Genomic DNA, 24,259 nt, shown 5'->3' with positions numbered 1-24,259 from the left:
ATCCCCGCTGGCTATAAATCCTAGTCCCGCCGAGATCGGTAAAAAATGGATGAAACGGAGAATAACTTGTACTATTTTGACAGACATCATTTCCGGGAACAGATTATGCGCGCTCGCCATGCAGTGAAAAATGCCGCAGCAAAAGAGATCCCGCAATTTGCCTTGTATGGCGAAAACACGGCCGCGGAGAATGCGGAATTCGTCCATATCGAACTGATAGAAACCCGCAGCCGGTTGCATAACTGGCATATCCAGAGCCATACCCATCCGGGCCTGTTCCAGATCCTGTTTTTATTCGGCGGCGAGGTCCGCGCCGAAATCGACACGGACATATGGGAATGTGCAGGACCGGTAGCGCTCACCATCCACCCATCGGTGGTGCATGGCTTCGATTTTTCAAAAGAGGCGCAGGGCTTTGTCCTGACGGTGAACCAGAACCTGCTGTTTGACGACGCCAGCGGCGCGCATGCCGCCATGTTTTCCAGTATCTTCGTGGAGCCGCTGGCGCTGGACCTGAGCGCTGAAGGAGACAGCAGCCAGCGCATCGAAGCCCTGCTGCGGCAATTGATGACGGAATCATCCTGGCCACGCACCGGCCATACCCTGATGCTGGAATGGCTGGCGCGCAGCGTGCTGCTGCTGTTGCTGCGCCTGCACTCCGACCGCCGCTCGGCGGACCGCAGCGGCCGCCACGATTTCGAATTGTTCAGCCATTTCCGCGCCGCGGTTGAAGCGCACTACAAGGAGCAGTGGCAGGTCAAGCGCTTTGCCGACCGCCTGCGGGTCAGCGAGAGCCGCCTGAATCGTTTATGCCTCAAGCTCACCGGCAAATCGGCCTTCGACATGATCCAGCAGCGCCTGATGCTAGAAGCGCGGCGCAAGCTGACCTACGTACCCTCGGGCGTGGCCAGCATTGCCTATGAGCTGGGGTTCCAGGATCCGGCCTATTTCAGCCGCGCCTTCAAACGCCAAACCGGCATGACGCCGAAGCAGTTCCGCCAGCAGGCGAGCGCCGACGCCATGGAACACAAATCAGAGTAGCGCAGCCAGTTCGACCTGAGCTTTCAGCAAGGCCGGCAGGCAGCGCTCGACGATATCCTCGATCGGCACACGCGCCGCATGCACGCTGATATTCATGGCGGCCACGGTATCGCCGCGGAAGTTCCGCAGCGGCACGGCAATCGTGCGCAAGCCCAGTTCCAGCTCCTGGTCGACAATCGCGTAACCCTGGGCGCGGGTGCGCGCGACTTCCAGCAACAGCCTTTCCTTGTTGACGATGGTGAAGGCGGTAATCTGCTCCGGCTGCAAACGCTCCAGCAAGGCTTCGATTTCCTGCTGCGGCAGGCTGGCCAGCAGCACGCGGCCGTTGGCTGTGCAAAACGCCGGCACCCGCGTGCCCGGCTGCAAGGTGGCTGACACCACGCGGCCAGCGCTGACCGCCGCCACGCACACCAGTTCGTCATGATCCAGCACGCCGGCGGAAGCGGCCTCTTCCAGCGAGTAAGCCAGGCGGTACAGCAAGGGCTGCACGATGCGCGGCAGGCGCGCCGAATGCAGATAGGACTGCCCCAGGCGGAGCACCTTGGGCGTCAGCGAAAACAGTTTCTGCTCATGGCGGATATAGCCCAGGTGCGCCAGCGTGATCAGGTAACGGCGCGCGGCGGCGCGGGTCAGGCCCGTGCGTTGCGCCACCTCGCTGATGGTCAGCCGTGAGCGTTCCTGGTCGAACGCTTCGATCACCTGCAAGCCCTTTTCCAAGCCGGCGATCAGGTCGCGCTTCAAGGGTCCCTCAGCTTCGGGCGAGTCGGGTTCGGATGGGATCTTGGCTGGATTTTGACTGGTCATGTGGATAGCACCTCGTTTTGGGCGATTATCGCACGATAAGGGCGCTCTGCGATTATGACCGACAGCCAGCCGCTTGATCGCCCTATTTCGATTACCTATCATAGCTTCATCGACGGATGAAACAAGCTGTTGCGCGAATAGCGCACACACTACGGCACACACTGTGCAGCCCATTCGGCACCCCGGCCAACACAAACCAAGGAATGCATTCGTGAATTTCGACACCATCCCGCACGGCGTCTATCCCGACCTGATCTACCCTCCCTACCGTTCCACCCTCAAGCGCGGCCCGACCCAGCCGGCGTTACGGATACACACCTCCGCCCCGACGCACACCAACTTGACAGTCCATGCCGGCCTGCTGCTGCCGCATGACGCCGACCTCACCGCACAAGGCAAGAGCCAGCCGCTGGGCGAGAAAATCGTGGTCAGCGGCCGCGTGTTCGATGAAGACGGCAAGCCGGTGCGCAACTCGCTGCTGGAAGTCTGGCAATGCAACGCCGCCGGCCGCTACTGGCACAAGCGCGACCAGCACGATGCGCCGCTCGATCCGAACTTCTACGGCCTCGGCAAGATGCTCACCGATGACGACGGCCGCTACCGCTTCGTCACCATCAAGCCCGGCCCCTACCCCTGGGGCAATCACGACAAGGCATGGCGTCCGGCGCACATCCACTTCTCGCTGTTCGGTAATGTCTATGCGCAACGCCTGGTGACTCAGATGTATTTTCCGAGCGATCCCTTGTTCGACTTCGACCCGATCTTCCAGAGCATTCCCGACCTGGCCGCGCGCCAGCGCCTGGTCTCGCGCTTCAGCATGGAACAAACCGTCGGCGACCAGATGCTCGGCTATGAATTCGACATCGTCCTGCGCGGCCGCAACGCCACGCCCATGGGTCTTTAAGGAGCAACAGACATGAACAGCATGAGCAACAACCTCACCACATCGCAAACCGTCGGCCCGTTTCCACATGAAGCCTGGCGCTGGGCCTGCGACGCCCGCGCCGCGCTCGGCAGCAGCGCACCGAGCATCACAGTCAGCGGCGTGATCTACGATGGCGGCGGTGCGCCCATCGACGACGCCATCATCGAAGCCTGGTTGCCGGATGCGCAGGCAGCCGAGCAGGCGCAGGCGCTGCCCGGCTTCCGCCGCGTGCCCAGCGGCGACAACGGCGCTTTCAGCATTCGCTTGTCGTTGCCAGATGCCGCCGCCAGCGGCAAGCCGGCGATGTTCATTACCGTGTTTGCGCGCGGCCTGACCAGGCACCAGTTCAGCGCCGTGTTCCTGCAGGACGATCCCGCCCTGGCGCGCTCCGAGATCCTGCTGCAAGTCCCGGCCGCGCGCCGCGCCACCCTGATCGCGCAAAAGCAGACGGACGGCAGCTATCGCTGGGACATCTGGATGCAAGGCGAGAAGGAAACCGTGTTTTTCGATTATGCTTGAACGCCAACCTAGGGAGCAGCCGTGAGCGTTTCCATTTTCGACAGTTTCCTCACCTCGGCGGAAATGATCGCCGTGTTCGACGATGTGGAAATCGTGCAAGCCATGTTCCGCTTTGAAGAAGCGCTGGCGCGCGCCCAGGCCACCGAAGGCATGATCCCGGAAGCCGCTGCGCGCGCCATCGCCAGCGTCTGCAATGCGCAGCTGTACGACATTCCGGCGCTGGTCAGCGCCAGCCGCCGCGCCGGCAGCCTTGCGATCCCGCTGGTCAAGGAGCTGACCAAGACCGTCGCCCTGTTCAATCCGGAATCCGCCAATTACGTGCACTGGGGCAGCACCAGCCAGGACGTCATCGACAGCGCCATGGTGCTGGTTACGCGCAAGGCGCTGGGCTTGCTCGATGAGCGTTTGCAGAGTCTGACTACACAATTGCTTCAGCTGGCCGCAGAGCATCTGGCGACGCCGGTGCTGGCGCGCACCCTGATGCAGCCGGCGCAGGTCAGCAGCTTCGGCTTGAAGCTATTGAACTGGACTGCCCCGCTGCTGCGCGCGCGCCGGCAACTGCGCGCCGTTGCTGAACGCGCCCTGCGCCTGCAACTGGGCGGCGCGGTCGGCACGCTGGCGGTGATGAGCGTACAAGGCCCGGCAGTAGCGCGCCGAGTGGCCCAAGAGCTGGGCCTGGCGGAGCATGGCCCCTGGCATACCCAGCGCGATGAATGGGTGCGGCTCGGCATGGAAGTCGCCGTCCTGGTGGGCAGCCTGGGCAAGATCGCCACCGACCTCAGCCTGATGGCGCAAGGCGAAATCGGCGAGCTGGCGGAGCCGTCCGGCGATGGCCGCGGCGGTTCGTCGGCCATGCCGCACAAGCGCAATCCGGTCGCCGCCATGATCGCCCTGGCGGCGGCAACCCGCACACCACACCATGCAGCGGCCCTGCTGGCCAGCATGGGCCAGCAGCATGAGCGCGGGCTGGGCAACTGGCAGGCGGAACTGGCGGAATGGCCGGCGCTGTTCCTGAGCGCCCATGGCGCCCTGTGCGCCCTGGATGAAGCCATGGCCGGCCTGCATGTAGACACCGCGCGGATGCTGGCAAATATCGACAGCTTGCGCGGCCTGATCTTTGCCGAGGCCGTCGCGGCCTGCCTGGCAAGCGCCATCGGCCGGCCACAAGCCCATGCGATGATGGAAGAATTGACGCAGCAGGTGATCGGCGGCGGACCAGACCTGGCGACCGTGACGCTGGCCGCCATCAAAGACAATCCAGATTTGCGCGGCAAAATCGACCCGGCGCATCTGCAAACACTGTTCAACCCGGTCGCCGCCAGCGCCGCTGCCGAACGCCTGGCGCGGCATCAATTACAGGACTTGCGCGCTGCCGCCGCCGCGCTGGCGCTGCACCCCCGCGATCCCATCCCTCCCACCTCCGACAGCGAGACTCCCCTATGAGCTATGACCCGATCGACCATGATTTTGAACGCGGCCAGGCGAATCGCCGGCAGATACTGGGCGATGCCTGGGTCGACCGTTCGCTCTCCAACGCCACCGATTTCAATGCCGAATTCCAGAACCTGATCACGCGCTTCGCCTGGAACGACATCTGGGGCCGTCCCGGGCTCGACCACAAGAGCCGCCGCATCATCGTGCTGGCTACCACCGCCGCCCTCAGTCGCTGGGAAGAGTTCGAGCTGCACACGCGCGCCGCCCTGCTGGGCGATGCCGGCAACCGCCTGACGCCGGATGAATTGAAAGAAGTGCTGATGCAGGTGGCGATCTATGCCGGCGTCCCGGCGGCCAATACCGCATTCAGCCATGCGCAGAAAATCCTGCGCGAGATCGGCCCGCAAATCGGCTATGCGCCGACGCCAACCGCGCCGGCCGCCGTCAGCCATCCCGGCATCGGCAGGCAAGCCAGGAGCGCCGGCAAGCCGTCCTTGCACTACACCGTGCGCGAGCCGCGTAACGGCAAAACGCCGCGCCATACCGTGGTGCTCAGCCATGCCCTGGGTTGCGACCTCAGCATGTGGGACAGCCTGGCCAACCAGCTCGCCGCCGATTGCAGGGTGATCGCCTACGACCAGCGCGGCCATGGCAGTTCCGACGCTCCCGCTGGACTGTATTCGATGGCGGAGCTGGCAGACGATGCCGCAAGTCTGCTGCGCCAGCTGGACAGCGGCCCGGTGGTCTGGATCGGGCTGTCGATGGGTGGCATGGCAGGCCAGGAACTGGCGCTGCGCCATCCTGCCCTGGTGAACGCGCTGGTGCTGGCGAACACCACCTCAAGCTATCCCGAGGCGGCGCGCGCGGTCTGGCGGCAGCGCATGGACACGGTGCAGGCGCAAGGCATGGAAGCTATCGCCGACGCCGTCATGGCGCGCTACTTCCACGATGCCTACCGTGCCTCGCATGCGGCCAGCGTGGCGCGCTTCCGGCAACGGCTGGTCAGCAGCGACGTCGACGGCTATATCGGTTGCTGCCATGCGGTCGGCGCCATGGAAACCACTGAACGCTTGTCAAACATCACAGTGCCGACGCTGGTCATCGCCGGCGAGCTGGACCAGGGCACGCCGCTGGCCATGACGCAGACGCTGGCCGAGCGGATCCCGCAAGCGCGCCTGGCAGTGCTGAAGGACGCATCGCATCTCAGCGCAATCGAGCAGCCGCAAGCGTTTGCCGAACTGGCTAGCGGATTTTTGCTGTCGCTGTAAGCATTTGCCGGAGTACGATCAGCGTGCCGCCGGCAGCGTGCGATTGAAGAAATCGACAATCTCTGCGTTCAGCTTCGTATGCACCGCCACTCTGTCTATGGCGGCGCCATCTGCCCCGGGCGCATCGATGCAAATCGCCGGAACGGCTGCTTTCAAGGCATCGCTGCAAGGCCCGAGAAACACATAGTGGCCGCCGGGCAGTTCACCGCGCTCGACGCTGGCCGGCAGCAGGCTCAGCAGATGATCGGTATTCCAGCGATTGCGCAGGACTTGGTCGTTGCTGGCCTTGTAGATGCGCAGCGGAATCGTGACGCCGGCCACGCCCTTGGCGTCGAACATGACGCTGAACGGCGCCATGGCGACCGCCGCGCGGACTCTGCTATCCACCGGCAAGGCCCAGCCCGGCCGCGTCACCACGGTCTTTTGCTGCGCGCTGGCGTCGCATAGCTCGTGGTCGTCCGCGTGCGCCGAACAATACGCCGTAATCAGGGACAAATCGGGCTTGGCGCCGGCCATGACCATGGTGGTGTAGCCGCCGGCGGAAAAGCCCGCCATGCCGATGCGGCCGGCGTCGATCGCCGCGGCCAGGCGCTGGTCCGCCAGGACGGCATCGAGCGTAGCCACGGCTTGCCATGGACGACCTATCATCTGCTGATCGGTGCCGCGTCCCTGCGGCTGGTCATGGCTGTCGCCGAGATGGCGCGGCGCCGCCACGATATAGCCATGCCGGGCCAGGGCTTCGGCCAGGTCGGCATGGCCGAATTCGCCGCCGCCGCTGCCGTGCGAGATAATTACCAGGGGATACAGTCCGGGAGTCAGAGGCGCATCGCGGGTGGCATGGATCAGGTAAGGGCCGGCGTGCCACTCGGCTTGCGCCGCGCCGGTGGGATACCAGACCGCGACCGGCACCACATATTCGCCGCTGGTGCTAAGGCTGAGCATGCCGACATTGTTTGTTCCATCAGCGGCCAGCGCCTGCTGCGTCAAGACGCTGTACAGCGCCATCCAGATCCACATCACTGCACGTACATAGGGCATAGCACTCTCCAAGGGGAAAAAGCCGGTTGCTCACAGCCAGGGATGAGTGCGATTGTAGGGGCCGGCCGCTTTTCACACCTGACTGGGATTGCTCATTTGCATTAAAAATGCGCTGCCCCGGCACTTGATCTATGTCGCCGAAAGATCAACAATTGGGTCCGCCGGGTATTTTTTACCGGCTTGTCAACCGCGGGCCCGGCGCCCGGCGTTAATAAGCTGCAAACCGAGCTGCAAACCGAGCTGCAAACCGAGCCGCGAACTAAGCGGCAACCGGCGCAATCGCTGCCTTCAACCATAAATAGGGGAACACCATGAATACCAAAATCATTGCTGTCATGCTATGCGCGGCTGCACTGGCTGGCGCCACCGGCGCCGCCAGCGCCAAGGGCTGCCTGAAAGGCGCTGCGGTAGGCGGAGTGGCAGGCCACTATGCCGGTCATCATGCTGTGGTAGGCGCTATCGGCGGCTGCGTGGTCGGACGTCACCTGGCGAATAAAAAGGCGGCCGATCAGGCGGCCGCGGCCCATGCAGCAGCCCCTGGCGCGCAACCGGTTCCTGCCAAGTAAAAATTACCTGACCTTGCCAAGGCCGCCAACAGGCTTTGGCCAGCTGCCTGCGGCAAGCTCGCGCCGAACCAGCTTCGCGCGGGCTTGTTTTTTTTGCGCCGGCAATAAAACAGGCTTGTTGGCATAATGGCTGCCCCTGCACATACTTCGGGCAACATGAAATTCCTTGCAATCTCGGGCAGCCTGCGCGCTGCCTCGCATAACTCTGCCCTGCTGCGCGCCATGGCCCGCCTGGCGCCGGCTGCAACCAGCATCGAGCTGTATCGCGGCCTGGGCGAGCTGCCGCTGTTCAATCCCGACATCGAAGCCAGCGATCCGGCCCCGGTGGCCGAGCTGCGCGCCCGTATCATCGCCGCCGACGCCTTGCTGATCGCCAGCCCAGAATATGCGCACGGCATCACCGGCGCCATGAAGAATGCGCTGGACTGGATGGTCGGCTGCGAAGCTTTCGTGCTCAAGCCGGTGGCGCTGCTGAACGCTTCGCCACGAGCAACGCATGCGCACGCATCGCTGAGAGAAATTGTGACGATGATGTCGGCGCAAATCGTCGAAGAAGCATCGATCACCGTGCCGCTCCTGGGCTCAGGGCTGAGCGAAGAGCAGATCGCGGCCGATCCGGAAATTTCCGCAGCGCTGCGCGCCGCGCTGGCAGCCTTGCGCGCCAGCGTGACTGCCAGCGGCGCAAAGCGCCCGTAGTTTTTACCTTGTATGTTTCACCATCGCCGATACCTGGCGCCATCGCTTCATAAGGAAACCACGCTATGCCATATGTAAACATTCAAATCACCAAGGGCGCCAGCCGCCAGCAGAAGGAAGAGCTGGTCAAGGACGTCACTGCTTCGCTGGTGCGCGTGTTGGGTAAAAAGCCCGAGCACACGCATATCGTGATCCAGGAAATCAACGAAGAAGACTCGGGCTTCGGCGGGATGCTGACGGACGATTACAAAAAGCTGCACGGCTGAAGAAACGCGGGTATTCCGGACTACCGGAATGCCCCCCCTGCCGAATCAGCGGAACGCCAGCAGCAAAGCCAGCGCAAGCGCGGCGGGCAGCGCCTGTATGAACAGGATCTTGCGGCTCGCTGTGAGCGCGCCGAAGATGCCGGCGACGATCACGCAAGCCAGGAAGAAGATCTTGATCGAGAGGCCCGTGGTCCCCAGGCATATGCCCCACGCCAGGCCCGCTGCCAGGAAGCCGTTGTACAGACCCTGGTTGGCGGCTAGCGCTTTTGAAGCAGTGGCAAATTCTTGCGTCAGCCGGAAGGTCTTGAGGCCGAAAGGCTTATCCCACAAGAACATTTCGAGCACCAGGAAATACACATGCAATAAAGCGACCAAGGCGATCAGCAGGTTGACGACAGTATTCAAGACGGACTCCCTATTATTTGATTTATATTTGATTTATCCATGCCGCGCGGCCCCAGGCCGGCGGACCGGCAAGCTGCGGCTGCCGGTTTTTTCCTGCGCTAATCCGGCCTAGGATTTCGCTGCCGCCTGGCTGGCGAGCTGCGCCGACAGCTCATTATCCAGAGCGGCCACCCGCTGCACCGCCGGACGGGCATTGATCCGGTCGATATACGCCTGGATCACCGGCGACATCGGCACTATCTGGAAACCGGTAGTCCAGGTCAGCGCCGTACCCCACAGGATATCGGCGGCGCTGAACTTCTCGCCCAGCATGTACGGCCCCTGCTGCAACTGGTCGGTGACCGTCTTCAGCATGGTGTCGAAATCGCCGTAGGGACAGGTCGATAGCGATGCCGGCGGATTCTTCTGCGCGCGGTCGACCACCGCCGGCTCAAAACAGGAACCGTAATAAACCATCCAGCGCAGGTAAGGGCCGCGCAAGGGGTCGTCGAGCGCCGGCGCCAGGCCCTTGTCCATGTAAAGATCCGCCAGGTACAGGAAGACCGCGCCCTGCTCCGTGATGAGGGCTTCGCCATGCTTGATCGCCGGCACCTTCCCCATCGGATTGATCGCCAGGTAAGCGGCGCTGCGCTGCTCGCCGGCCTTCATGTTGAGGGCATGCAGCTCATAATCTGCGCCCAGCTCTTCCAGCAGGATACGGGTGCCCTTGGAGCGGGTGTTCGGGCAATGAAAAAACGTGATGCGGCGAGTCTCTGTCATGGCGCTTTCCTTTTGATTTTAAGCAGCGGTTGGAACGCTTAATATATATCAAGGAACAGTGACACATTAAGAAACAAATCCCTCTTATTTTTGGTTCTTCACGGATTACCGGGATAGGCGGCTTTAATCTTCAGGAAGAAGAAGGCGCTATCCCGGTATCCGTATGCCATGCGCTTCATCACTTTGATGCGATTGTTAATTCCTTCGAGCTGCCCTGTGTGCATCGGCCAGCGTACCCTGGCTATGATTCCACGCCAGTAGATTTTGAGCTTTTTGGCAAATTTCTGTAGTGGCTCGATGCTACTGTCATGGGCCATCTTTAGCCAGGCGCGCCAGGCGTTGCGCCAATGCCAAGCGCTAGTGGCCTGCCATAGTTCCTTCAGACTGGCCTTCATAATGTAGACCGTCATCAATGCTTTGTTTGCAGCTAGCAGTTCGTCCAATTTCGGCTGCTGCTCGGACGGCACGTTGCTGCGATTGCGCAACAACAGCCATCGGGCGCGCTTGACGACACGCCTCATAGGGAGATCGCCTTTAAGGCGATTGGCCTCGTCCACGCGCACCCTGTCGATCACCTCCCGACCGTATTTGGCAATCACATGAAACAGGTCGTAGACCACTCTGGCTTGCGGGCAATGCAGCTGGACTTCGAGGTCGAAAGCCGTATTCATGTCCATGGCCACTGCCTTTATATCGGCGCAACGCGCCGGCCCTAGCCATTCACAGAACACGCGAATTGCCTCTCTGCTACGACCCTCGCCAACCCAGAGAACGCGGCGCGTGTCGGCATCGAGGACAACCGTGGCATAGCGATGTCCTTTGAACAGCGCGAATTCATCCATCACTAGCCTGGTTGGCTGGGCGTCAGGCAGCTCAGCCAATTTACCCTCCAGGCGTTGTCGGTCGATCTTGCGCACCGTTTCCCAGTGCAGCCCGGACAGCTTGCAGACGTGAGCCGCAGGTAGCTTCTCGCACCATAGACCAACGAATTGGGCCAGACGCTGAGTAATGCGTGCGTGCCGATCCAGCCACTTCACACGCTCGGTGCGTGTGCCACAGGAATCGCAGCGCAGCCGCCGAAGATTCACCTGCAGCCACACAGAATCGCCGAGCATCGGCATGTCACGTATGGTGCGCCAGTAGGTCTCGTGAACTTGGGAACAAGATTGCTCACAGCCGGAGCAAATCATTGGCGCGCCGTCAGTGGGCACAAGGCTGATCCAAGTGCCGTCGTCGCGTCGGTCAAAATTCCAGACGCGAAAGCCTTCCCAGAATGGGAGGTCAAGATTATTATCCGTCATTGAAAGCGGTGGGGTTGGGTAGAAACTGTTGGTCGCACAACAAGTTTAAACTTACTTCACCGCTTTCCCATTTCTAGATTACTTCCCGATAATCCGTGAAGAACCTTTTTTTTCCGCAGCGGTAGTTGAAGACTCTACCTTTATGCAGGAAAAACCATTCGATTAGCTTAATAACAAGTTGCCAGCGGCGGCTTCTGGCGCTTTCAGAGATACCGTCGGTTCCCATTTCTCATAGGTAAGTCACATCAAAATCAGCGCCGATAGCGCGCGTTCGTCGTCGCCTGCCCCCTGTAAATGAGCGGTGAAAAGTGTAAGTAAATGCACAGGACACATTTTTCCGAACCTGGCTTCGTACAATCGTTAGCACTGAACTCATTCAGGAGCGCATATGAAACAGCAACTCAGCATCGCAGCGATCATTTCCGGACGCTTTTCGTCTTTCGTGAACCCGCCGCAAAAAAAACAAGGCGTCCCTGCCACGGGCGCTCCCAACGTCATTCTCAGGAATCCGCCGCCGCCAGCCAAGCAGGAAGCCGAGCCGCACGCGCGCGCCGGACTGGTATGGAGCCCTGGTTTCTGGGATTACGTCGATGGCTGGTACGTGTGGGAAGCCGGCCACTGGGAACTGGCGCGCACCGACCAGCATTACCTGAAGCCGGGCTGGCGCAAAGTCATCCACGGCTGGGAGCTGCAACGCGGCGAATGGCGCGTGACGACGGTCAGCTTTATCCGGAACGGTGCAAAGACCAAGCAACAGGAAGACCAGCCGGGCCAGCAGTACGATCCACTAGCGGCATTCCGCTAGGCCGAGGCAACACCGCAGCGCGGTCTGCCTTTACAAAAATCGCCATGTCGTGGCGATTTTTTCCGCCTGAAATATCCTATCCCGCCCGTTTCAGCAGCCCATGCGAGCGGCTGCGTTCCTGGCAGCGGAAGCAGATCCAACGGCGGGATTTATTGCGCATCACGAAATCGCCCTCTGCTACCGCCACTTCGCCCTGATGGTGCGAACAATAGCGTTTGCCGGTCACGTTTGCGGTGGCCTGGGTAACCAGCGCCAGCCGGTCTTGTCGCTGCAGATATGCGGTCATTGCTGATTCTTCCTTCTACAAATACTTGCCTGCTTCAGACTCTCTGAATGCAAGCCTGGCATGGCTATTTTCCAAACGGATTGATATTCACGGCATCTTTTGGCTGGTCCGACGACGCGCCTGGAGCGCTGCCCTTGTCCTGCACCGCGACGGCGCTGTGCTTTGCGGCGCCCGAATCGTCGGCCGCCCACACGGCATAGATGCTTCCCAGACCCAATGCAAGCGCCGCGGCAAGCCAGGCCAGATTCGATTTATTCATCTCTGTTCTCCGTACGCCATCGCAATTCTATAAAACCACCTCTTACCGATTTCCTTACTGCTACTGCGTCACCGCTGCGGACCGGGATGGCCGCAGCGGTGATGTCCAGCTCAACTTCTATAAAAAATCCGGATAACTGCTTTGCCGATCAACGTGCAAAATCCGAAGTTTTCTTGACGAAGGCATTCAGGTTGGCAATGTTCAAGCTGCCGAAACCTGTGGTTGCATCCCAGCCCTTGGCGGCTTTGTAGCCGTAGGAGCTGCTGGCGCCGTTGGTGCCCGAAATGACGTCGTGCAGCAGCGCAGCATTGGCAGCCAATGGGAAATACTTGTAGAAGCTGGCTGCCGGGAAGCCCAGGCCGTTGGCGTTAGCCGATTGCAAGCGTGCCCAGACACCGGTGAAGATCGGTGCCGCCAGGCTGGTGCCTCCTACCGTGCCGGTCTGGCCGTTGTAGTAGATGGTGGCGCCGCTGGCGCTGGCGGCATCAAAAGCGATGTCCGGCAAGCCGCGGGTAGTCTTGCCGGCGGTGACCACGCCCTTCTGGTAGCTAGGTATCGCTTCGTACTTGCTGAAACCGCCGCCGGTTGCCCACAGGCGCTTGGTAGGATCGGAATCGCCCTGGGCATCATAGACGCCGATTGCGCTCAGGCCTTCGTTCCACACGGTTTCGCTGCTGTAGGCGCCGGCGTTGGTGTACAAGGTGGTGCCGCCGACCGCGATCACGTAGGGCGAGCTGGCTGGTTCGCTGACGTCATAAGTCGACTTGCTGGTCGGTACGCCAGGCGCACCGGAAATCGAGCTGGTCTGGCAGTTGTAGGTGCCGGCGTCGCCTGTCGAAATCGAGAAGGTCTGGCCTTGCGCTACCGCCTGCTTGAAGACATTGTCGTCGGCTGCCTGGGTGCCGGTGCTGTGTGTATCCGCTTCGCAGCCGCCGAGCGAGACGTTGATGACTTTCGCCAGGTTGTCAGTCACTGCCTTGTTATAGGAAGTGGTGATGCTGCTGAACTGCATGTCTGGCGACGCGTAGAAAATCAGTTTCTTGACGCCGCCGGAAGTGCCGGTGATGGTCTGGCTATCCAGGTTCCATTCGACCTGGCCGGAGGTATCGCTGTAGTCGCTGCCGGCAGGACCGGTCTGCACCACCGAAGTATTGACAGTAGCCAAGCCCTTGGCCGTGGTGAATGCCTTCAGGTCGGTAATGGTCGGGGAAATATCGCCTTCGGAGATGATGCCGACCGTGGTGTTGGAGGCGGTAGGCGTGCTGCCGGCGTTGTAGATCGCAGGGAATTGCGCAGGGCTGTGCGGCGTCGCCACCGGCGTTGCGGCTGGCGTGACTTTGGCTTGCACCGCACTGCCTGGCGCAGCATCCAGCACGAAGCGGTGATGGGTCTGCGCCAGCGCGACGTTTTGCAGGCCCAGCACCGAACCGACGATATTGCTCAGGGCGGCTGGCACTTGTGCAGCGTCGGTATTGGCGAAGACATTGCGGCCATCTTGCTGGAAGCGTTTCAGCGAAGTGCGGAAACCGGTTTGCACAGTCGCCGCGGTGCCGTCGGCCGAAACCAGCTGGCGGTTAGGCGAGACGGTGATGTTGATGAAACCCGATTTGCTCAAATGCGCTACCACGACAGCCACATCTTTTTCAGTCGGCGCAAATTTTTCAGCAAATTGCGCAGGCGTCAGGAACTTGCCGTAGGAAGCGCTGCCGGCGGTATGCAGGTCTTGCAGGAACTGGTCCAGCTTGGCTTCATTACGCAGGTTCAAACTCAGCGTCACATGCACCGGTTCGCCTTGCGCCAGCTGCACGGCGGATTCCGCCGGCGTCGCTACGCTGGCGTCAACCGCCACGCTCTTTTGATTGGCCTGGACCTGAGGCAGGAAAGCCTGGGTCTTGGTGGCCACCCAAGTGCTGTTGTCAGCGACGGCAGCGTGGACGGACAAAGATGCAAACACCAGCGACAGCGCTAATGACAATGCCGAAGCCTGGGGAATCTTGAAATTTCCTACTGGTATTTTCACTGCTGTGATTCTCGATTTCATACGCTTATTCCTCTTGAATGGAACAAATGAAGGACGCCACAGCCTTGCAGGGCGATCTGCAATGCGAAGGATGTTGGCGCTGGAGTCTGCAACGCGGATAGCGATGCAGCGGATAACGGTACTAGTCCGTTAAAGGGTTGGCGACGGCGTTAACACTGCCTGTGCCGGAAGACGGAGGAAGCTGCGGCGCAAGGAACACGCGACGCATGTAAAAGCAGGAATTTCAAATTGAGTCTGGCGCAAATCATGGGACTTCCCTCTTGAGGATTAACAGCAGCACCGATTACTCTTTTGGAGCGAGTGCCGTGTAAAAAATCAACGCTATGCATCCTGTTCCGACAACTTCAATATGCTTTTTCGATGAATCAGAATAAATCATTTATTTCTAGGTGGCAATACAAAATAATCTGATATTTTCTTCTATCGAATCGCGTATTTCATTTGCGTTTTCCGACAGATAAAACCTTATTTCATCGACTGTTTTACATATATTTAGAACAAGCGGGCGCAGGCAGCGCCAACAGCAGGAAAAAAAACGTTCCACCCGCGGGGAGCGGGCGGAACAAACGGCGGGAGCACCGAGGATATTGGGCCAAACGCATGTCTCGGCAAAGACATGCTTACTGTATTCGTCTCCGTAAAAATCGGCAGGGTTCTTCTCGCACAAACAGATTCCGAGCCAATGATTTACTAATTAGTTTTTATCGTTCTTATAAGCGCCGCAGAAACATCAATTGAATATAAAACATCAAATTCATGCTTCTTGAATATCTGCAGCTCTATGAAAAATTGCTTATATACATACAGGTCTGTATAGTTTATGGGACTTATAATATGACAGCCGCCGGCACATGTAAACAGAATTTATTAGAGCCTTTTATCTGCCTTGAATAATTTAGTTGGCATCTGATAAAGCTTGAATGTGCACATCGAAATTCAAATGTCAAACGATGCGCCGCATGATTGATGCAGCCGGAATCCGACTGCAGGATGGGAGATCGCGATGTTATCGCTAACGACAAGCATATTTTCATCCCCCGGAAAACTCCGGTGTCCATTGCGGAAAAGACGAAATTATTCAGTTAAATGCGGTGCGATATTCCGCTCCAGATGTTACCTGGCGGCGTGCATTTATTTTGCCAGCCGCGCGACAAATATCGAACGCGGCAAGCTCGCCCATAATGTGGCAGCGACAATCAGCGCGCCGCCGATCCAGGACAACAGGCTGAGCTGCTCACCCAGCCAGAAGGCGGCGAACAGCGCGCCGAACACCGGCTCGCTTCCCATCAGCAGAGAAACCCGGGTGGGATCGCTCTGGCGGACAGCGTAATTTTGCGCAAAGAATGCAAAAATGGTGCAAAACAAAACCAGGTACAACGTCGCTATCCAGAAGCCGGCATCGCCTGGCAAAGACGGCATCCCGCCCTGCAGGAATAAGGCGGCAAGCAGCAGGCAGCCAAGCCCGACCACGCCGGATTGCACAGCCGTCAGCGCCAGCGTCGACATGTTCCGGTTTTGCGTCAGGCGCTTGGTCATGCACACCATGAACGCGCGCAGCACGGCGGCGACCAGCATCAGGCCGTCGCCCAGATTGAATGTCAAATTGCTGCCGTAAGTCAGCAGCCAGGTGCCGAAAAGCGAGACAAACGCCATCAGTAAAGCGCTGCCGCTTGGGCGCCGCGCCATCACCAGCCATTCGACAAGTGGCGTAAATACGACACACAGGCTGATCAGGAAAGCCGCATTGGACGCCTTGGTCAGCGCTATGCCAAAGGTTTCGCATGTCAATATCGCAAGCAAGATCGCGCCTAACGGCAATCCCGCGCGTAAGGCCGCCCTGCCGTGCGGCTGCCTCAGCTGACGCAGGCTGGGCAGCAATAGCAGAAACGTCATGCCGAAGCGTAGCGCCAGCAGGCCCAGCACCGGATAAAACCCCAGGGCCTGTTTGGCAACGCCGTAACTGCTGCCCCAGACCACTGCGACCAGCAACAGCAGCAAGTCGGCGATCCAGATTTTCTTCGTTGGCGAGGCGGGAGAGGATGTCGGCAATTGCATTTACTCTGGCTGGGGCCGTCGGCGGCGGCCGGTGCGATCGGTGGAAAAAAAGTTCCGTCCGGCGTGGGGGCTGGACGGAACCACAGGCAAATCGCCTAGGATAAAACGGCAAGTCAGGAGAATAATCCGCGTACTCTGCGCGAGCGCTTATTATGTTTTACTTGGGTAAATACGATAATCTATCGGCTCGGAACAACACTTGTACCCAACGGGAATAAATGAGCAATCATCGATACATCAAGTTGATGCCGGATATGGCGGTGTTCGTGCGCGTGGTGGAAACCGGCAGTTTCTCTGCCGCGGCGTCGGAGCTGGGCATGACGCCGTCGGCTGTCAGCCGCCAGGTGTCACGGCTGGAACAGGCCCTGGCGGTCAGGTTGCTGGAGCGCACCACGCGCAAGCTGCGCCTGAGCGAATCCGGCAACGAAGCTTTCCAGCGCTGCCAGGAAATGGTCAACGCCGCCAAGGCGGCGATGGAGGCCGCCGATAAATTCGTGGCGGTGCCGCGCGGCCTGCTGCGGGTCGGCATGCCGAAGGCATTCGGCAAGGCGGTAGTGGCGCCTCTGGTGCCAGGGTTCCTGGAAAAATATCCGCAAGTCGATATGCAATTGATCCTCAACGATCGCCAGCTGAACCTGCTCGACGACGATGCCGACCTGGTGATCCAGATCACCCGCAATCCGGTTGAAGGACTGGCGGCGCGGCCACTGATGTCGGTGGCGCAGGTGCTGTGCGCGACCCCCGAATACCTGGCGCGGCATGGCACGCCGCGCCAGCCGCAAGACTTGTGCGGCCACAGTTGCCTGTCGCTGGGAGAAACCCCGGGCGACGCCGACTGGCGCTTCCTGCGCAAGGGCGAAGCCACCATCGTCAAGATCAGCGGCCGCTACGTCGTCAACCACAGTGAAGCGCGGCTGCAAGGCGTGCTGCAACACCTGGGGATCGCCTGCCTGCCCTACTTCACGGCGCGCAGCGCGATCGAACAAGGCCTGGTGAAAGTACTGCTGAGCGAATGGGAATTCGTCTCCGCCTACCAGGGCACGGCCTACATACAATATCTGCCGACGCGCTATCTGGCGCCCAAGATGCGGGTGTTCATCGATTATCTTGTGCAGCATCTGGCAGCAGACTTGAAGCAGGCGGAACGGCCGCGGCTGGCGATCAGCACATGACGCTTGCCCATCTGCGCCGGCAGCTGCTGTTGCCGGCTTGCCTGTATCTGCTGAGCGCCATCTGCAACGCACAGCAGGTAGTGGTCGACACCGGCCATACCACTGAAAAACCCGGCGCCATCGGCCCCGCCGGCAAGCGTGAATTCGACCTCAACCGGCAACTGGCCATCGCCCTGGTCAAGGCTTTGCGCGCCAAGGGCGTGAGCGTGACCGATGTCGCCGCGGCCGGTTCCCCAGCTTCGCTGCAAGCGCGCACCAAAGACAGCAGCGGCGCCGCGCTGTTCATCTCCATCCACCATGACTCGATGCAGCAAGCCTGGCTGGACGCCGGCAGGAGCCGTGAGTTTTCCGGCTATGCGCTATTCGTTTCCGCCAGCAAGCCGTACTACGGGCGCAGCCTGGACTGCGCCAAAGACATCAGCCGCAATATGCTGGCGATTGGCGAGCATCCCTCGCTGTACCACGCCACCCCGATTCCCGGTGAAAACCGGCCCTTGATCGACCGCACCCTGGGAATACACCGCTTTGACGACCTGGTGGTGTTGAAAACCGCTGAATCGCCGGCGCTGCTGATGGAGATCGGCGTGCTCGCCAATCCTGACGAGGAAGCGCGCCTCGCTACCCGGCAGTTTGCCGAGCGCGCCGCCGACGCCATCGCCAGCGGCATCCGCCAGTGCTTGCCGGCGCCGCAATGAGCGGCTGAGCATCAGGCGGCCTCGGCTTCGTCTGCATCGAGCGCATCGACCAGGTGGCCAGCCGCCGGCATGTGCGGTTGGCTGAGAAAGCCGAACACCATCGCCGCCGACAGTAGCGTGATCCCGGCCAGGATGTACAGCAGGATATGGAAGGCATCGCCATAGCCCTGCACCAATAGAACCGGGCTGGCTTGCGGCAGCAATTGCAAGGCCTGCGGCATATCGCCCATCGCCAGCCGTTGCGCCGCTTCCGCCATCTGCAGCGGCGCGGATGGCAGCAAGCCGTGCAGGCGTGATTGCACCAGCGCCGCGAGGACGGCCGCGACGATGGCCAGCGCCACGCCCTCGCCCGCTACCCGTGTGGTGCTGAAGATGCCGGTAGCCATGCCGGCCCGTTCCTTCGGCACGACGCTGACCGCCAGGCCGTCCATCAAACCCCATGGCAGGCTGATGCCGAGCCCTATGGTCAGCATCGGCAGCAACAGTGAAGCCGGCGCCTCCCCTGGACCGATCTGCGCCAGCCACAGCAGGCCGGCAGCGCAGACCAGCAAACCGGCGCCGCAGATCACGCCGGCGGAAATCCAACGCGTCAGCATGCCGGCGATAAACGGCAGCACCAGCATCGGCGCCGACAGCGCCATCATCATCTGCCCGCCTGCATCGCGCTGTAGCCTTCAATGCCGATGAAACGCATCGGCAGCAGCACCAGCAGCACCACATAGGAATAGGCAGGAGCGGCCGCCAAGAACTGGACGCCGACGAAGCGCGGGTAGCGTAACAGCGACAGATCCAGCATCGGCCGCCGCACCCGCTTTTCGATCACGGCAAAGGCGGCCAGCAACAACAGCGAGCCGCCCAGCAGCAAGGTCGGCCGGCTGTTCCAGCCGCCTTCCGGGATACGCAACACGCCGTAGGTAAACAAGCTCAGGGCGGCGGTAAAGCTGATGGCGCCCGGCCAGTCCAGTCCGCTGGCGCCGGGATCGCGCGACTCCCTGATGCAACGCAGGCCCGCCGCCAGCGCCAGCGCGGCGAGCGCGGCCACGCCGAGGAAGACGGAACGCCAGCCGAAGTGTTCAACCAGGGCGCCGGCCAGCACCGGCCCGAACGCCAGGCCGACGCCAAAAGTGGTGCCGAGCAAACTGAAAGCGCGGGTGCGGGCGTGGCCGTCGAACTCTTGCGCCAGGGTCGCCACGCCGCCCGAAAAAGCAGCAGCGCCGGCCACGCCCTGCAGCGCCCGCAACAGATCCAGCCAGAGGATGTCCGGAGCCCATGCCAGCGCCAGCGAACTCAAGGCAAACGCGGCAATGCCGACGACGAACAAACGCTTGCGGCCATAACTGTCGGCCAGCGCGCCGGCCGCCATCAGGCAGCTGCCGAACGTCAGCATGAAGGCATTGGTGATCCAGTTGAGGGCGATCGGACTGCCGCCCAGCGCCTTGGCGATCGCCGGCATCGCTACCGCCGGACCGGTAAAACTGAGCGGCATCACCAGTGCAGCCAGGCAGACTGCGCCCAGCACCAGAAATCGCTGTAGCGGGGGTCGAATATCGCTGGAGTTCAGGGTATTGCGCATGGCGGCTTCCTTTTCAGAGCTAGTGATTTGAATGATATAGTGGCTTTAATCATGTTTAAATCACTAAAATGTCCGCTATATACGGACAAAATATCCTCAATGGAGAACCTGCATGGATAGCCTGAGCGGCCTGGCCGCCTTTGTGCAGGCCGCCGAAACCAGCAGCTTCGTGGCGGCCGGCCGCCAGCTCGGCGTGTCGGCTTCGGCGATCGGCAAGAGCATTGCGCGGCTGGAGGCTAAACTGGGCGTGCGCCTGTTTCATCGCAGCACACGGCAAATCCGGCTGACCGATGAAGGGGCGCTGTTTTTCGAGCGCTGCCGCGGCATCCTGGACGATATCGAAGACGCGCAAAACGAATTGCTGAAGTCCACCGAAGCGCCGCGCGGACGCCTCAAGATCAGCTTGCCTGCGATCGGCTACCGGCTGCTCAGCAAGCAGCTGTCGGCCTTCATGCAAACCTATCCGGAAGTCGAACTCGACCTCGACTTCAGCGACCGCATGGTGGATGTCATCGAAGAAGGATTCGACGCCGTGATCCGCAGCGGCAGCCTGGCCGACTCGCGCCTGCTGGCGCGTACGCTGTGGCCGTACAGCTTCATGATCTGCGCCGCCCCCGGCTATCTGCACCGCCGGGGCCAGCCGCAACGGCCGCAAGACCTGCTGCGGCACGCCTGCCTGCGCTATAAATTCCTCTCCAGCAGCAAGCTGCAGGACTGGGTCCTGCGCAGCGAACACGACGCGCCCGAGCTAAGGCTGCCGGCAACCCTGACCTGCAACAACATCGAAGCCTTGCTGGCGGCCGCCATCAATGGCCTCGGCCTGGCTTACCTGCCCTCGTTCGTGGTGCAGGAAGCGCTGGCCGACGGCCGCCTGCGTACGGTGCTGGACGACTACGCAATCAGCCACGGCAGCTTCTCGGTGCTATGGCCATCCAGCCGCCACATGCTGCCGCGCTTGCGCGTGTTTGTCGATTTCCTGCACGCCAGCGTGCCAGCCGCTAGCGCCGCTGCGCCACAAAAGCGCGCAAAGCCGGGTCGCGGATCTCGAACAGAGTGAAGACGCCAAGCGCATCGAGTGCGGCTATCGCTTCGGTCATATGGACTTCGGCTTCCTGCCGGTCCGCGGCTGAAGCAGCCGGATCGAGAAAAACCCTGGCGTTGGCCAGGAAGGCCCCGACCGTGCCTTTGCGCACGACGGCGCCATTGAATTCACGGCTGTCGAGCTGATCGGGGAGTAAGTCTTGTGCGCGCATGATGTGCTTTCTATTAGGAGAGAGCCTTCAGTATGCGAGCCCTTTGCTGGCGCGGCTTGCGGGGTTAAGCCATAATGTGTCGCATGCACGCCAATCCACAGCCCTTGTTGGACGCCGCCCGCAGCAACGCGCAGGACGGGCCTAGCGTCATTGCGGTGACCTGCCGCAGCGATGACTTCCGCGCTACGCCGCGCCATAGCCACACGCGCGGCCAGCTGATCGCCGCCAACAGCGGCCTGCTCACCATAGACACCGACCAGGAACGGCTGGTGGTGCCGCCCAGCCATGCGATCTGGGTGCCGCCCGGCCATCCGCACAGCCTGCGCTCGCACGGCCCCTTCGACGGCTGGAGCGTGTATGTAGCTGCCGCGCAGGTTCAGTTGCCGGCGCGCGCCCTGGTGATCCAGGTTTCCGCCCTGTTGCGCGCCGCCGTGCTGCGCGCGGCCGGCTGGTCCGCGGCGCTCCAGCTTGAAGCTGCGCAAGCACGCGTGCTGGCGGTGATCCTCGATGAGATCGTCGCCCTGCCCGGCGAGAAACTGGCGCTGCCGCTGCCGACGGAACGCCGCCTGAAAAAAATCGCCCAGGCTATCGCCGACGATCCCGCCGACAACCGCACCCTGCTGCAATGGGCGCAATGGGCAGCCATCGCGCCGCGCACACTGACGCGCCGCTTCGCCGCCGAAACCGGCATGCCCTTGTCCGAGTGGCGCCAGCGCGCCAGGCTGCTGCGCGCACTGGAACTGCTGGCCGCCGGAAAGCCGGTGACCAGCATCGCGCTTGAGCTGGGCTATGACAGCCTGAGCGCCTTCATCGCCATGTTCCGCCGCGCACTGGGTGTCTCGCCGAGCAAATATCTCTCTGAAAAGGCAGATTGATTTCCTTCTGCCGAAATAAACAGATGCTTTCAATTTTTACGCCGCGTTTACAGCGGCGGCATCCCTTTTTAGAGAATCTTTACGTAGCCGCTGCTAATCTGTAACTACCAAAACGACCAGTAGAATCCTTCTATGAATCAGGTAATTTCAGCAGCATCGACATGGCATTTCTCATTGCTTCCGGAAGCAGTATCAAAAAAAATGCAGGCAGCCGTCTTGCCTTTCCCGCTCCGCCGTCACAAACATCTCCCCACGCAAAAAGATTTCATGATGCTCATCACTGTCGATGCGGCGTCGGTATCTGAATTGCGCCGGGTGATCGTCAGCACCTGCGGCGACCTCATGGTCTACATGCGCGTCAAACCGGTGGACCACGCCAGCAAGATGAAATTCTGGCTGTGCCTGAACAAGCAATCGATAGACTCCGTCATCGGCAACATCATGCGCGCCCTGCCGCAAGCCGAATTCGGCCGTATCACTCCCATGCTGCCGGCATAAGCGCCGTTGCGCGTCTTATTACGACAAAATTCTGCGGCAAACATTCTCAACCCTTACTGAAATCAGAACATCATGACCACCTTTGAAGGTATCTGGGTTCCTCTAGTCACGCCTTTCCGCCAGGGCAAGCTGGATCTTCATGGCGCCCAGCAACTGGCATTGAGCCTGTCCGGCGCAGGCATACACGGGCTGGTAGTATGCGGCACCACCGGCGAAGCGGCCACCCTGAATGAGCATGAACAAGACAAGCTGCTGTGCGGCGTCATGGAAGCAGTGCAAGGCCGCTGCCCGGTGCTGATGGGCATAGGCGGCAGCGATACCCGCGCCGTCGCTGAAAAGATCAGCCATCTGAACACCCTGCAGCCAGCCGGCTTCCTGGTCTCGGCGCCGTCGTACGTAAGGCCGTCGCAGGAAGGCATACGGCTGCACTTCGAAGCCGTCGCCGCCGCCGCGCACAACCCGGTCGTGCTGTACAACATCCCTGCCCGCACTGGCGTCAACATCGAACCGGCCACGGTGATCGCGCTGGAGCGCCTGGCGAACATCGTCGCCATCAAGGAATGCGGCGGCAGTCTGGCGCAAACCATGGAGCTGGTCCATCACAGCAATCTGAAAATCCTGTGCGGCGACGACGCCCTGCTGTTCAACACGCTCTGCCTGGGCGCGCATGGCGCGATTTCCGCTGCCGCGCATATCCGGCCGGATCTGTTCGTGCGCCTGTTCGAACTGGTGCGGGCCGGTCAGATCGAGCGTGCGCGCACACTGTTCAAGCAGCTGCTGCCGGTGATCCAGCTGCTGTTTTCAGAACCCAACCCGGCGCCGGTGAAAGCCGCGCTGGCGTTGCAAGGCCACATCCAGGATGAGCTGCGCTTGCCGATGACGCCGATGTCGGCGGTCGGCCGGGTCAAACTGGCGTGCGCGCTGGACGATCTGATGGCGTTGCCGTTTGCGATGAAAATCGAGAAACCGGAATTTTCCATCGGCGGCAGATCCCGGCAGCTAGATTCATGATCCTGACCATCGCTTCTGAACATGTGCCCAGCGTCTCAACCGATATAGCAGCTTCGCTGGCCGCCGCGATAGCACGGCGGCGTGCGCGCGCCGGCCGTAATGTGTTGCTGGTTTATCAAAACCCGAAAATGCCGCAGGCCGGCTGGCTGGCGACGGCAATCAAGACCGGCGCGGAAATCCGCAGCATCGCCGCCCAGGATATCGGCGCCGAACTGGCCGCCTCCAAAAGCAGCTATCACGACATCCTGGTCCACCTGCCGAAACGCGACGACGACGGTTCGCGCGGCGCCCTGGCGAACGCCGACCTGGCCTTGTTCGCCATCGGCGCCGAGGATAGTCAAGCGGACGGGCTGCTAGCCGCCAGCATGCAAGCTGCCAGTGCGCTCAGGCCGGATTTGCCGCTGGTGGCGCTGATCGACGACAGCCCGGCCGGGCAACAGCTCATGTCAAACCTGTCGGCCAGCATCGACGGCTTGCGCTTTCTTCACCTGTCCGCGACAAAACGGGACGACGCCTCGCTCGGCGCCTTGTACCAGGCGCTCTACGGCCACTGCTGCAGCGCCTGCGCCTGCGCCTGACGGCAGGCGGCAGGCGGCAGGCGGCAGGCGGCAGGCGGCCGCATTCTGGCAGAATTCCGGCCGGATTCAGGCTGGATCGCGGCAGGCAGGAGCAAATCCGCCCGCCATCGGTATTGCAAGGCGATGCACGCAATGC

At 61.1% G+C, this 24,259-nt stretch carries 26 protein-coding genes and 1 pseudogene; 16 read left to right on the top strand and 11 right to left on the bottom strand.

Features of this window, described 5'->3' with window-relative positions:
- The first annotated feature begins 105 nt into the window (after positions 1-105).
- Entirely contained in the window at positions 106-1,041 is a 936-nt protein-coding gene (locus tag BCF11_RS20080) for a helix-turn-helix domain-containing protein (protein WP_233212556.1), read from the top strand.
- On the opposite strand, the gene BCF11_RS20075 is transcribed toward BCF11_RS20080, so the two are convergent.
- The gene (locus tag BCF11_RS20075) at positions 1,033-1,845 is read right to left on the bottom strand and encodes an IclR family transcriptional regulator C-terminal domain-containing protein (RefSeq protein WP_098496308.1); all 813 of its coding nucleotides are present in this window, start codon (positions 1,843-1,845) and stop codon (positions 1,033-1,035) included. The two genes, BCF11_RS20080 and BCF11_RS20075, sit on opposite strands and share 9 nt — an antisense overlap.
- Before the next feature lie 211 nt (positions 1,846-2,056).
- Here BCF11_RS20075 and pcaH point away from each other — a divergent pair, with 211 nt between their 5' ends.
- Genes pcaH through pcaD form a run of 4 tightly spaced genes read left to right on the top strand, consistent with a single transcriptional unit; the run spans position 2,057 to position 5,991 of the window.
- Positions 2,057-2,749: a protocatechuate 3,4-dioxygenase subunit beta gene (gene pcaH / locus BCF11_RS20070; RefSeq protein WP_098496307.1), complete on the top strand. Its 693-nt coding sequence runs from the start codon at positions 2,057-2,059 to the stop codon at positions 2,747-2,749.
- A 21-nt stretch (positions 2,750-2,770) separates the two neighbouring features.
- Positions 2,771-3,289 carry a protocatechuate 3,4-dioxygenase gene (locus BCF11_RS20065; protein WP_098497602.1) on the top strand — a complete coding sequence of 173 codons (519 nt, stop codon included), beginning with the start codon at positions 2,771-2,773 and terminating at the stop codon, positions 3,287-3,289.
- A gap of 21 nt (positions 3,290-3,310) precedes the next feature.
- Positions 3,311-4,732, top strand: a complete 1,422-nt coding sequence (locus tag BCF11_RS20060; protein WP_098496306.1) for a lyase family protein — start codon at positions 3,311-3,313, stop codon at positions 4,730-4,732.
- Positions 4,729-5,991, top strand: a complete 1,263-nt coding sequence (gene pcaD / locus BCF11_RS20055) for a 3-oxoadipate enol-lactonase (RefSeq protein ID WP_098496305.1) — start codon at positions 4,729-4,731, stop codon at positions 5,989-5,991. Before BCF11_RS20060 ends, pcaD begins: the two co-directional genes overlap by 4 nt.
- 18 nt (positions 5,992-6,009) lie before the next feature.
- Here the strand turns inward: pcaD and BCF11_RS20050 are convergent, their stop codons facing one another.
- Positions 6,010-7,029: a dienelactone hydrolase family protein gene (locus tag BCF11_RS20050; protein ID WP_098496304.1), complete on the bottom strand. Its 1,020-nt coding sequence runs from the start codon at positions 7,027-7,029 to the stop codon at positions 6,010-6,012.
- A 311-nt stretch (positions 7,030-7,340) separates the two neighbouring features.
- On the opposite strand from BCF11_RS20050, the gene BCF11_RS20045 reads away from it, so the two are divergent.
- The 3 genes from BCF11_RS20045 to BCF11_RS20035 all read left to right on the top strand — a co-directional run bounded on the left by BCF11_RS20045 (position 7,341) and on the right by BCF11_RS20035 (position 8,557).
- The gene (locus tag BCF11_RS20045) at positions 7,341-7,595 is read left to right on the top strand and encodes a hypothetical protein (RefSeq protein WP_098496303.1); all 255 of its coding nucleotides are present in this window, start codon (positions 7,341-7,343) and stop codon (positions 7,593-7,595) included.
- 156 nt (positions 7,596-7,751) lie between these two features.
- A complete protein-coding gene (locus BCF11_RS20040; RefSeq protein ID WP_098496302.1) occupies positions 7,752-8,291 on the top strand; it encodes an NADPH-dependent FMN reductase in 540 nt (179 codons plus the stop codon).
- A 65-nt stretch (positions 8,292-8,356) separates the two neighbouring features.
- A complete protein-coding gene (locus tag BCF11_RS20035) occupies positions 8,357-8,557 on the top strand; it encodes a 4-oxalocrotonate tautomerase family protein (RefSeq protein WP_098496301.1) in 201 nt (66 codons plus the stop codon).
- Positions 8,558-8,602: 45 nt separating this feature from the next.
- Here BCF11_RS20035 and BCF11_RS20030 read toward each other — a convergent pair whose 3' ends face one another.
- The 3 genes from BCF11_RS20030 to BCF11_RS20020 all read right to left on the bottom strand — a co-directional run bounded on the left by BCF11_RS20030 (position 8,603) and on the right by BCF11_RS20020 (position 11,022).
- Positions 8,603-8,962, bottom strand: coding sequence for a DUF1304 domain-containing protein (locus BCF11_RS20030; protein WP_098496300.1), 360 nt, complete (start codon positions 8,960-8,962; stop codon positions 8,603-8,605).
- A gap of 108 nt (positions 8,963-9,070) precedes the next feature.
- Positions 9,071-9,721, bottom strand: coding sequence for a glutathione S-transferase family protein (locus BCF11_RS20025; RefSeq protein ID WP_098496299.1), 651 nt, complete (start codon positions 9,719-9,721; stop codon positions 9,071-9,073).
- A 98-nt stretch (positions 9,722-9,819) separates the two neighbouring features.
- Positions 9,820-11,022, bottom strand: a complete 1,203-nt coding sequence (locus BCF11_RS20020) for an ISL3 family transposase (protein ID WP_098494061.1) — start codon at positions 11,020-11,022, stop codon at positions 9,820-9,822.
- 388 nt (positions 11,023-11,410) lie between these two features.
- Here BCF11_RS20020 and BCF11_RS20015 point away from each other — a divergent pair, with 388 nt between their 5' ends.
- Positions 11,411-11,827, top strand: coding sequence for a hypothetical protein (locus BCF11_RS20015; RefSeq protein ID WP_098496298.1), 417 nt, complete (start codon positions 11,411-11,413; stop codon positions 11,825-11,827).
- Between the two features lie 76 nt (positions 11,828-11,903).
- On the opposite strand, the gene BCF11_RS20010 is transcribed toward BCF11_RS20015, so the two are convergent.
- The 4 genes from BCF11_RS20010 to BCF11_RS19995 all read right to left on the bottom strand — a co-directional run bounded on the left by BCF11_RS20010 (position 11,904) and on the right by BCF11_RS19995 (position 16,468).
- Entirely contained in the window at positions 11,904-12,113 is a 210-nt protein-coding gene (locus BCF11_RS20010; protein ID WP_098496297.1) for a hypothetical protein, read from the bottom strand.
- A gap of 64 nt (positions 12,114-12,177) precedes the next feature.
- Positions 12,178-12,372 carry a hypothetical protein gene (locus tag BCF11_RS20005; protein ID WP_098496296.1) on the bottom strand — a complete coding sequence of 65 codons (195 nt, stop codon included), beginning with the start codon at positions 12,370-12,372 and terminating at the stop codon, positions 12,178-12,180.
- Positions 12,373-12,520: 148 nt separating this feature from the next.
- Complete coding sequence (locus BCF11_RS20000) at positions 12,521-14,413, bottom strand: protease pro-enzyme activation domain-containing protein (RefSeq protein ID WP_199110951.1); 1,893 nt, start codon at positions 14,411-14,413, stop codon at positions 12,521-12,523.
- A gap of 1,131 nt (positions 14,414-15,544) precedes the next feature.
- Positions 15,545-16,468, bottom strand: a complete 924-nt coding sequence (locus tag BCF11_RS19995; protein ID WP_098496294.1) for a DMT family transporter — start codon at positions 16,466-16,468, stop codon at positions 15,545-15,547.
- Between the two features lie 218 nt (positions 16,469-16,686).
- Between BCF11_RS19995 and BCF11_RS19990 the strand changes: the two genes are divergently transcribed.
- On the top strand, positions 16,687-17,640 hold the full coding sequence (locus tag BCF11_RS19990; RefSeq protein WP_098496293.1) for a LysR family transcriptional regulator: 954 nt from the start codon (positions 16,687-16,689) through the stop codon (positions 17,638-17,640).
- Positions 17,637-18,335 carry an N-acetylmuramoyl-L-alanine amidase gene (locus BCF11_RS19985; RefSeq protein ID WP_098496292.1) on the top strand — a complete coding sequence of 233 codons (699 nt, stop codon included), beginning with the start codon at positions 17,637-17,639 and terminating at the stop codon, positions 18,333-18,335. The genes BCF11_RS19990 and BCF11_RS19985 overlap by 4 nt, the downstream gene beginning before the upstream one ends.
- A gap of 11 nt (positions 18,336-18,346) precedes the next feature.
- On the opposite strand, the pseudogene BCF11_RS19980 reads toward BCF11_RS19985, so the two are convergent.
- Positions 18,347-19,908: pseudogene (locus BCF11_RS19980) on the bottom strand (MFS transporter).
- Between the two features lie 112 nt (positions 19,909-20,020).
- Here BCF11_RS19980 and BCF11_RS19975 point away from each other — a divergent pair.
- Positions 20,021-20,965 (top strand): LysR family transcriptional regulator, encoded by a 945-nt coding sequence (locus BCF11_RS19975; RefSeq protein WP_098496291.1) that lies wholly within the window; start codon positions 20,021-20,023, stop codon positions 20,963-20,965.
- Here the strand turns inward: BCF11_RS19975 and BCF11_RS19970 are convergent.
- Positions 20,907-21,161 (bottom strand): hypothetical protein, encoded by a 255-nt coding sequence (locus tag BCF11_RS19970; protein ID WP_098496290.1) that lies wholly within the window; start codon positions 21,159-21,161, stop codon positions 20,907-20,909. The two genes, BCF11_RS19975 and BCF11_RS19970, sit on opposite strands and share 59 nt — an antisense overlap.
- Positions 21,162-21,235: 74 nt before the next feature.
- On the opposite strand from BCF11_RS19970, the gene BCF11_RS19965 reads away from it, so the two are divergent.
- The 4 genes from BCF11_RS19965 (at position 21,236) to BCF11_RS19950 (ending at position 24,123) form a co-directional block, all read left to right on the top strand.
- Entirely contained in the window at positions 21,236-22,036 is an 801-nt protein-coding gene (locus BCF11_RS19965) for a helix-turn-helix domain-containing protein (RefSeq protein WP_098496289.1), read from the top strand.
- Positions 22,037-22,303: 267 nt separating this feature from the next.
- Entirely contained in the window at positions 22,304-22,534 is a 231-nt protein-coding gene (locus tag BCF11_RS19960) for a hypothetical protein (RefSeq protein ID WP_233212554.1), read from the top strand.
- Between the two features lie 72 nt (positions 22,535-22,606).
- Positions 22,607-23,545 carry a 4-hydroxy-tetrahydrodipicolinate synthase gene (gene dapA / locus BCF11_RS19955; RefSeq protein ID WP_098496288.1) on the top strand — a complete coding sequence of 313 codons (939 nt, stop codon included), beginning with the start codon at positions 22,607-22,609 and terminating at the stop codon, positions 23,543-23,545.
- Positions 23,542-24,123, top strand: a complete 582-nt coding sequence (locus BCF11_RS19950; RefSeq protein WP_098496287.1) for a hypothetical protein — start codon at positions 23,542-23,544, stop codon at positions 24,121-24,123. The genes dapA and BCF11_RS19950 overlap by 4 nt, the downstream gene beginning before the upstream one ends.
- Positions 24,124-24,259: the final 136 nt, after the last annotated feature.

Source organism: Collimonas sp. PA-H2 (genome assembly GCF_002564105.1).
Taxonomy (GTDB): Bacteria; Pseudomonadota; Gammaproteobacteria; order Burkholderiales; family Burkholderiaceae_D; genus Collimonas.
The sequence above is the reverse complement of the archived record's forward strand: the minus strand, read 5'-3'. Positions and strand labels throughout refer to the sequence as shown.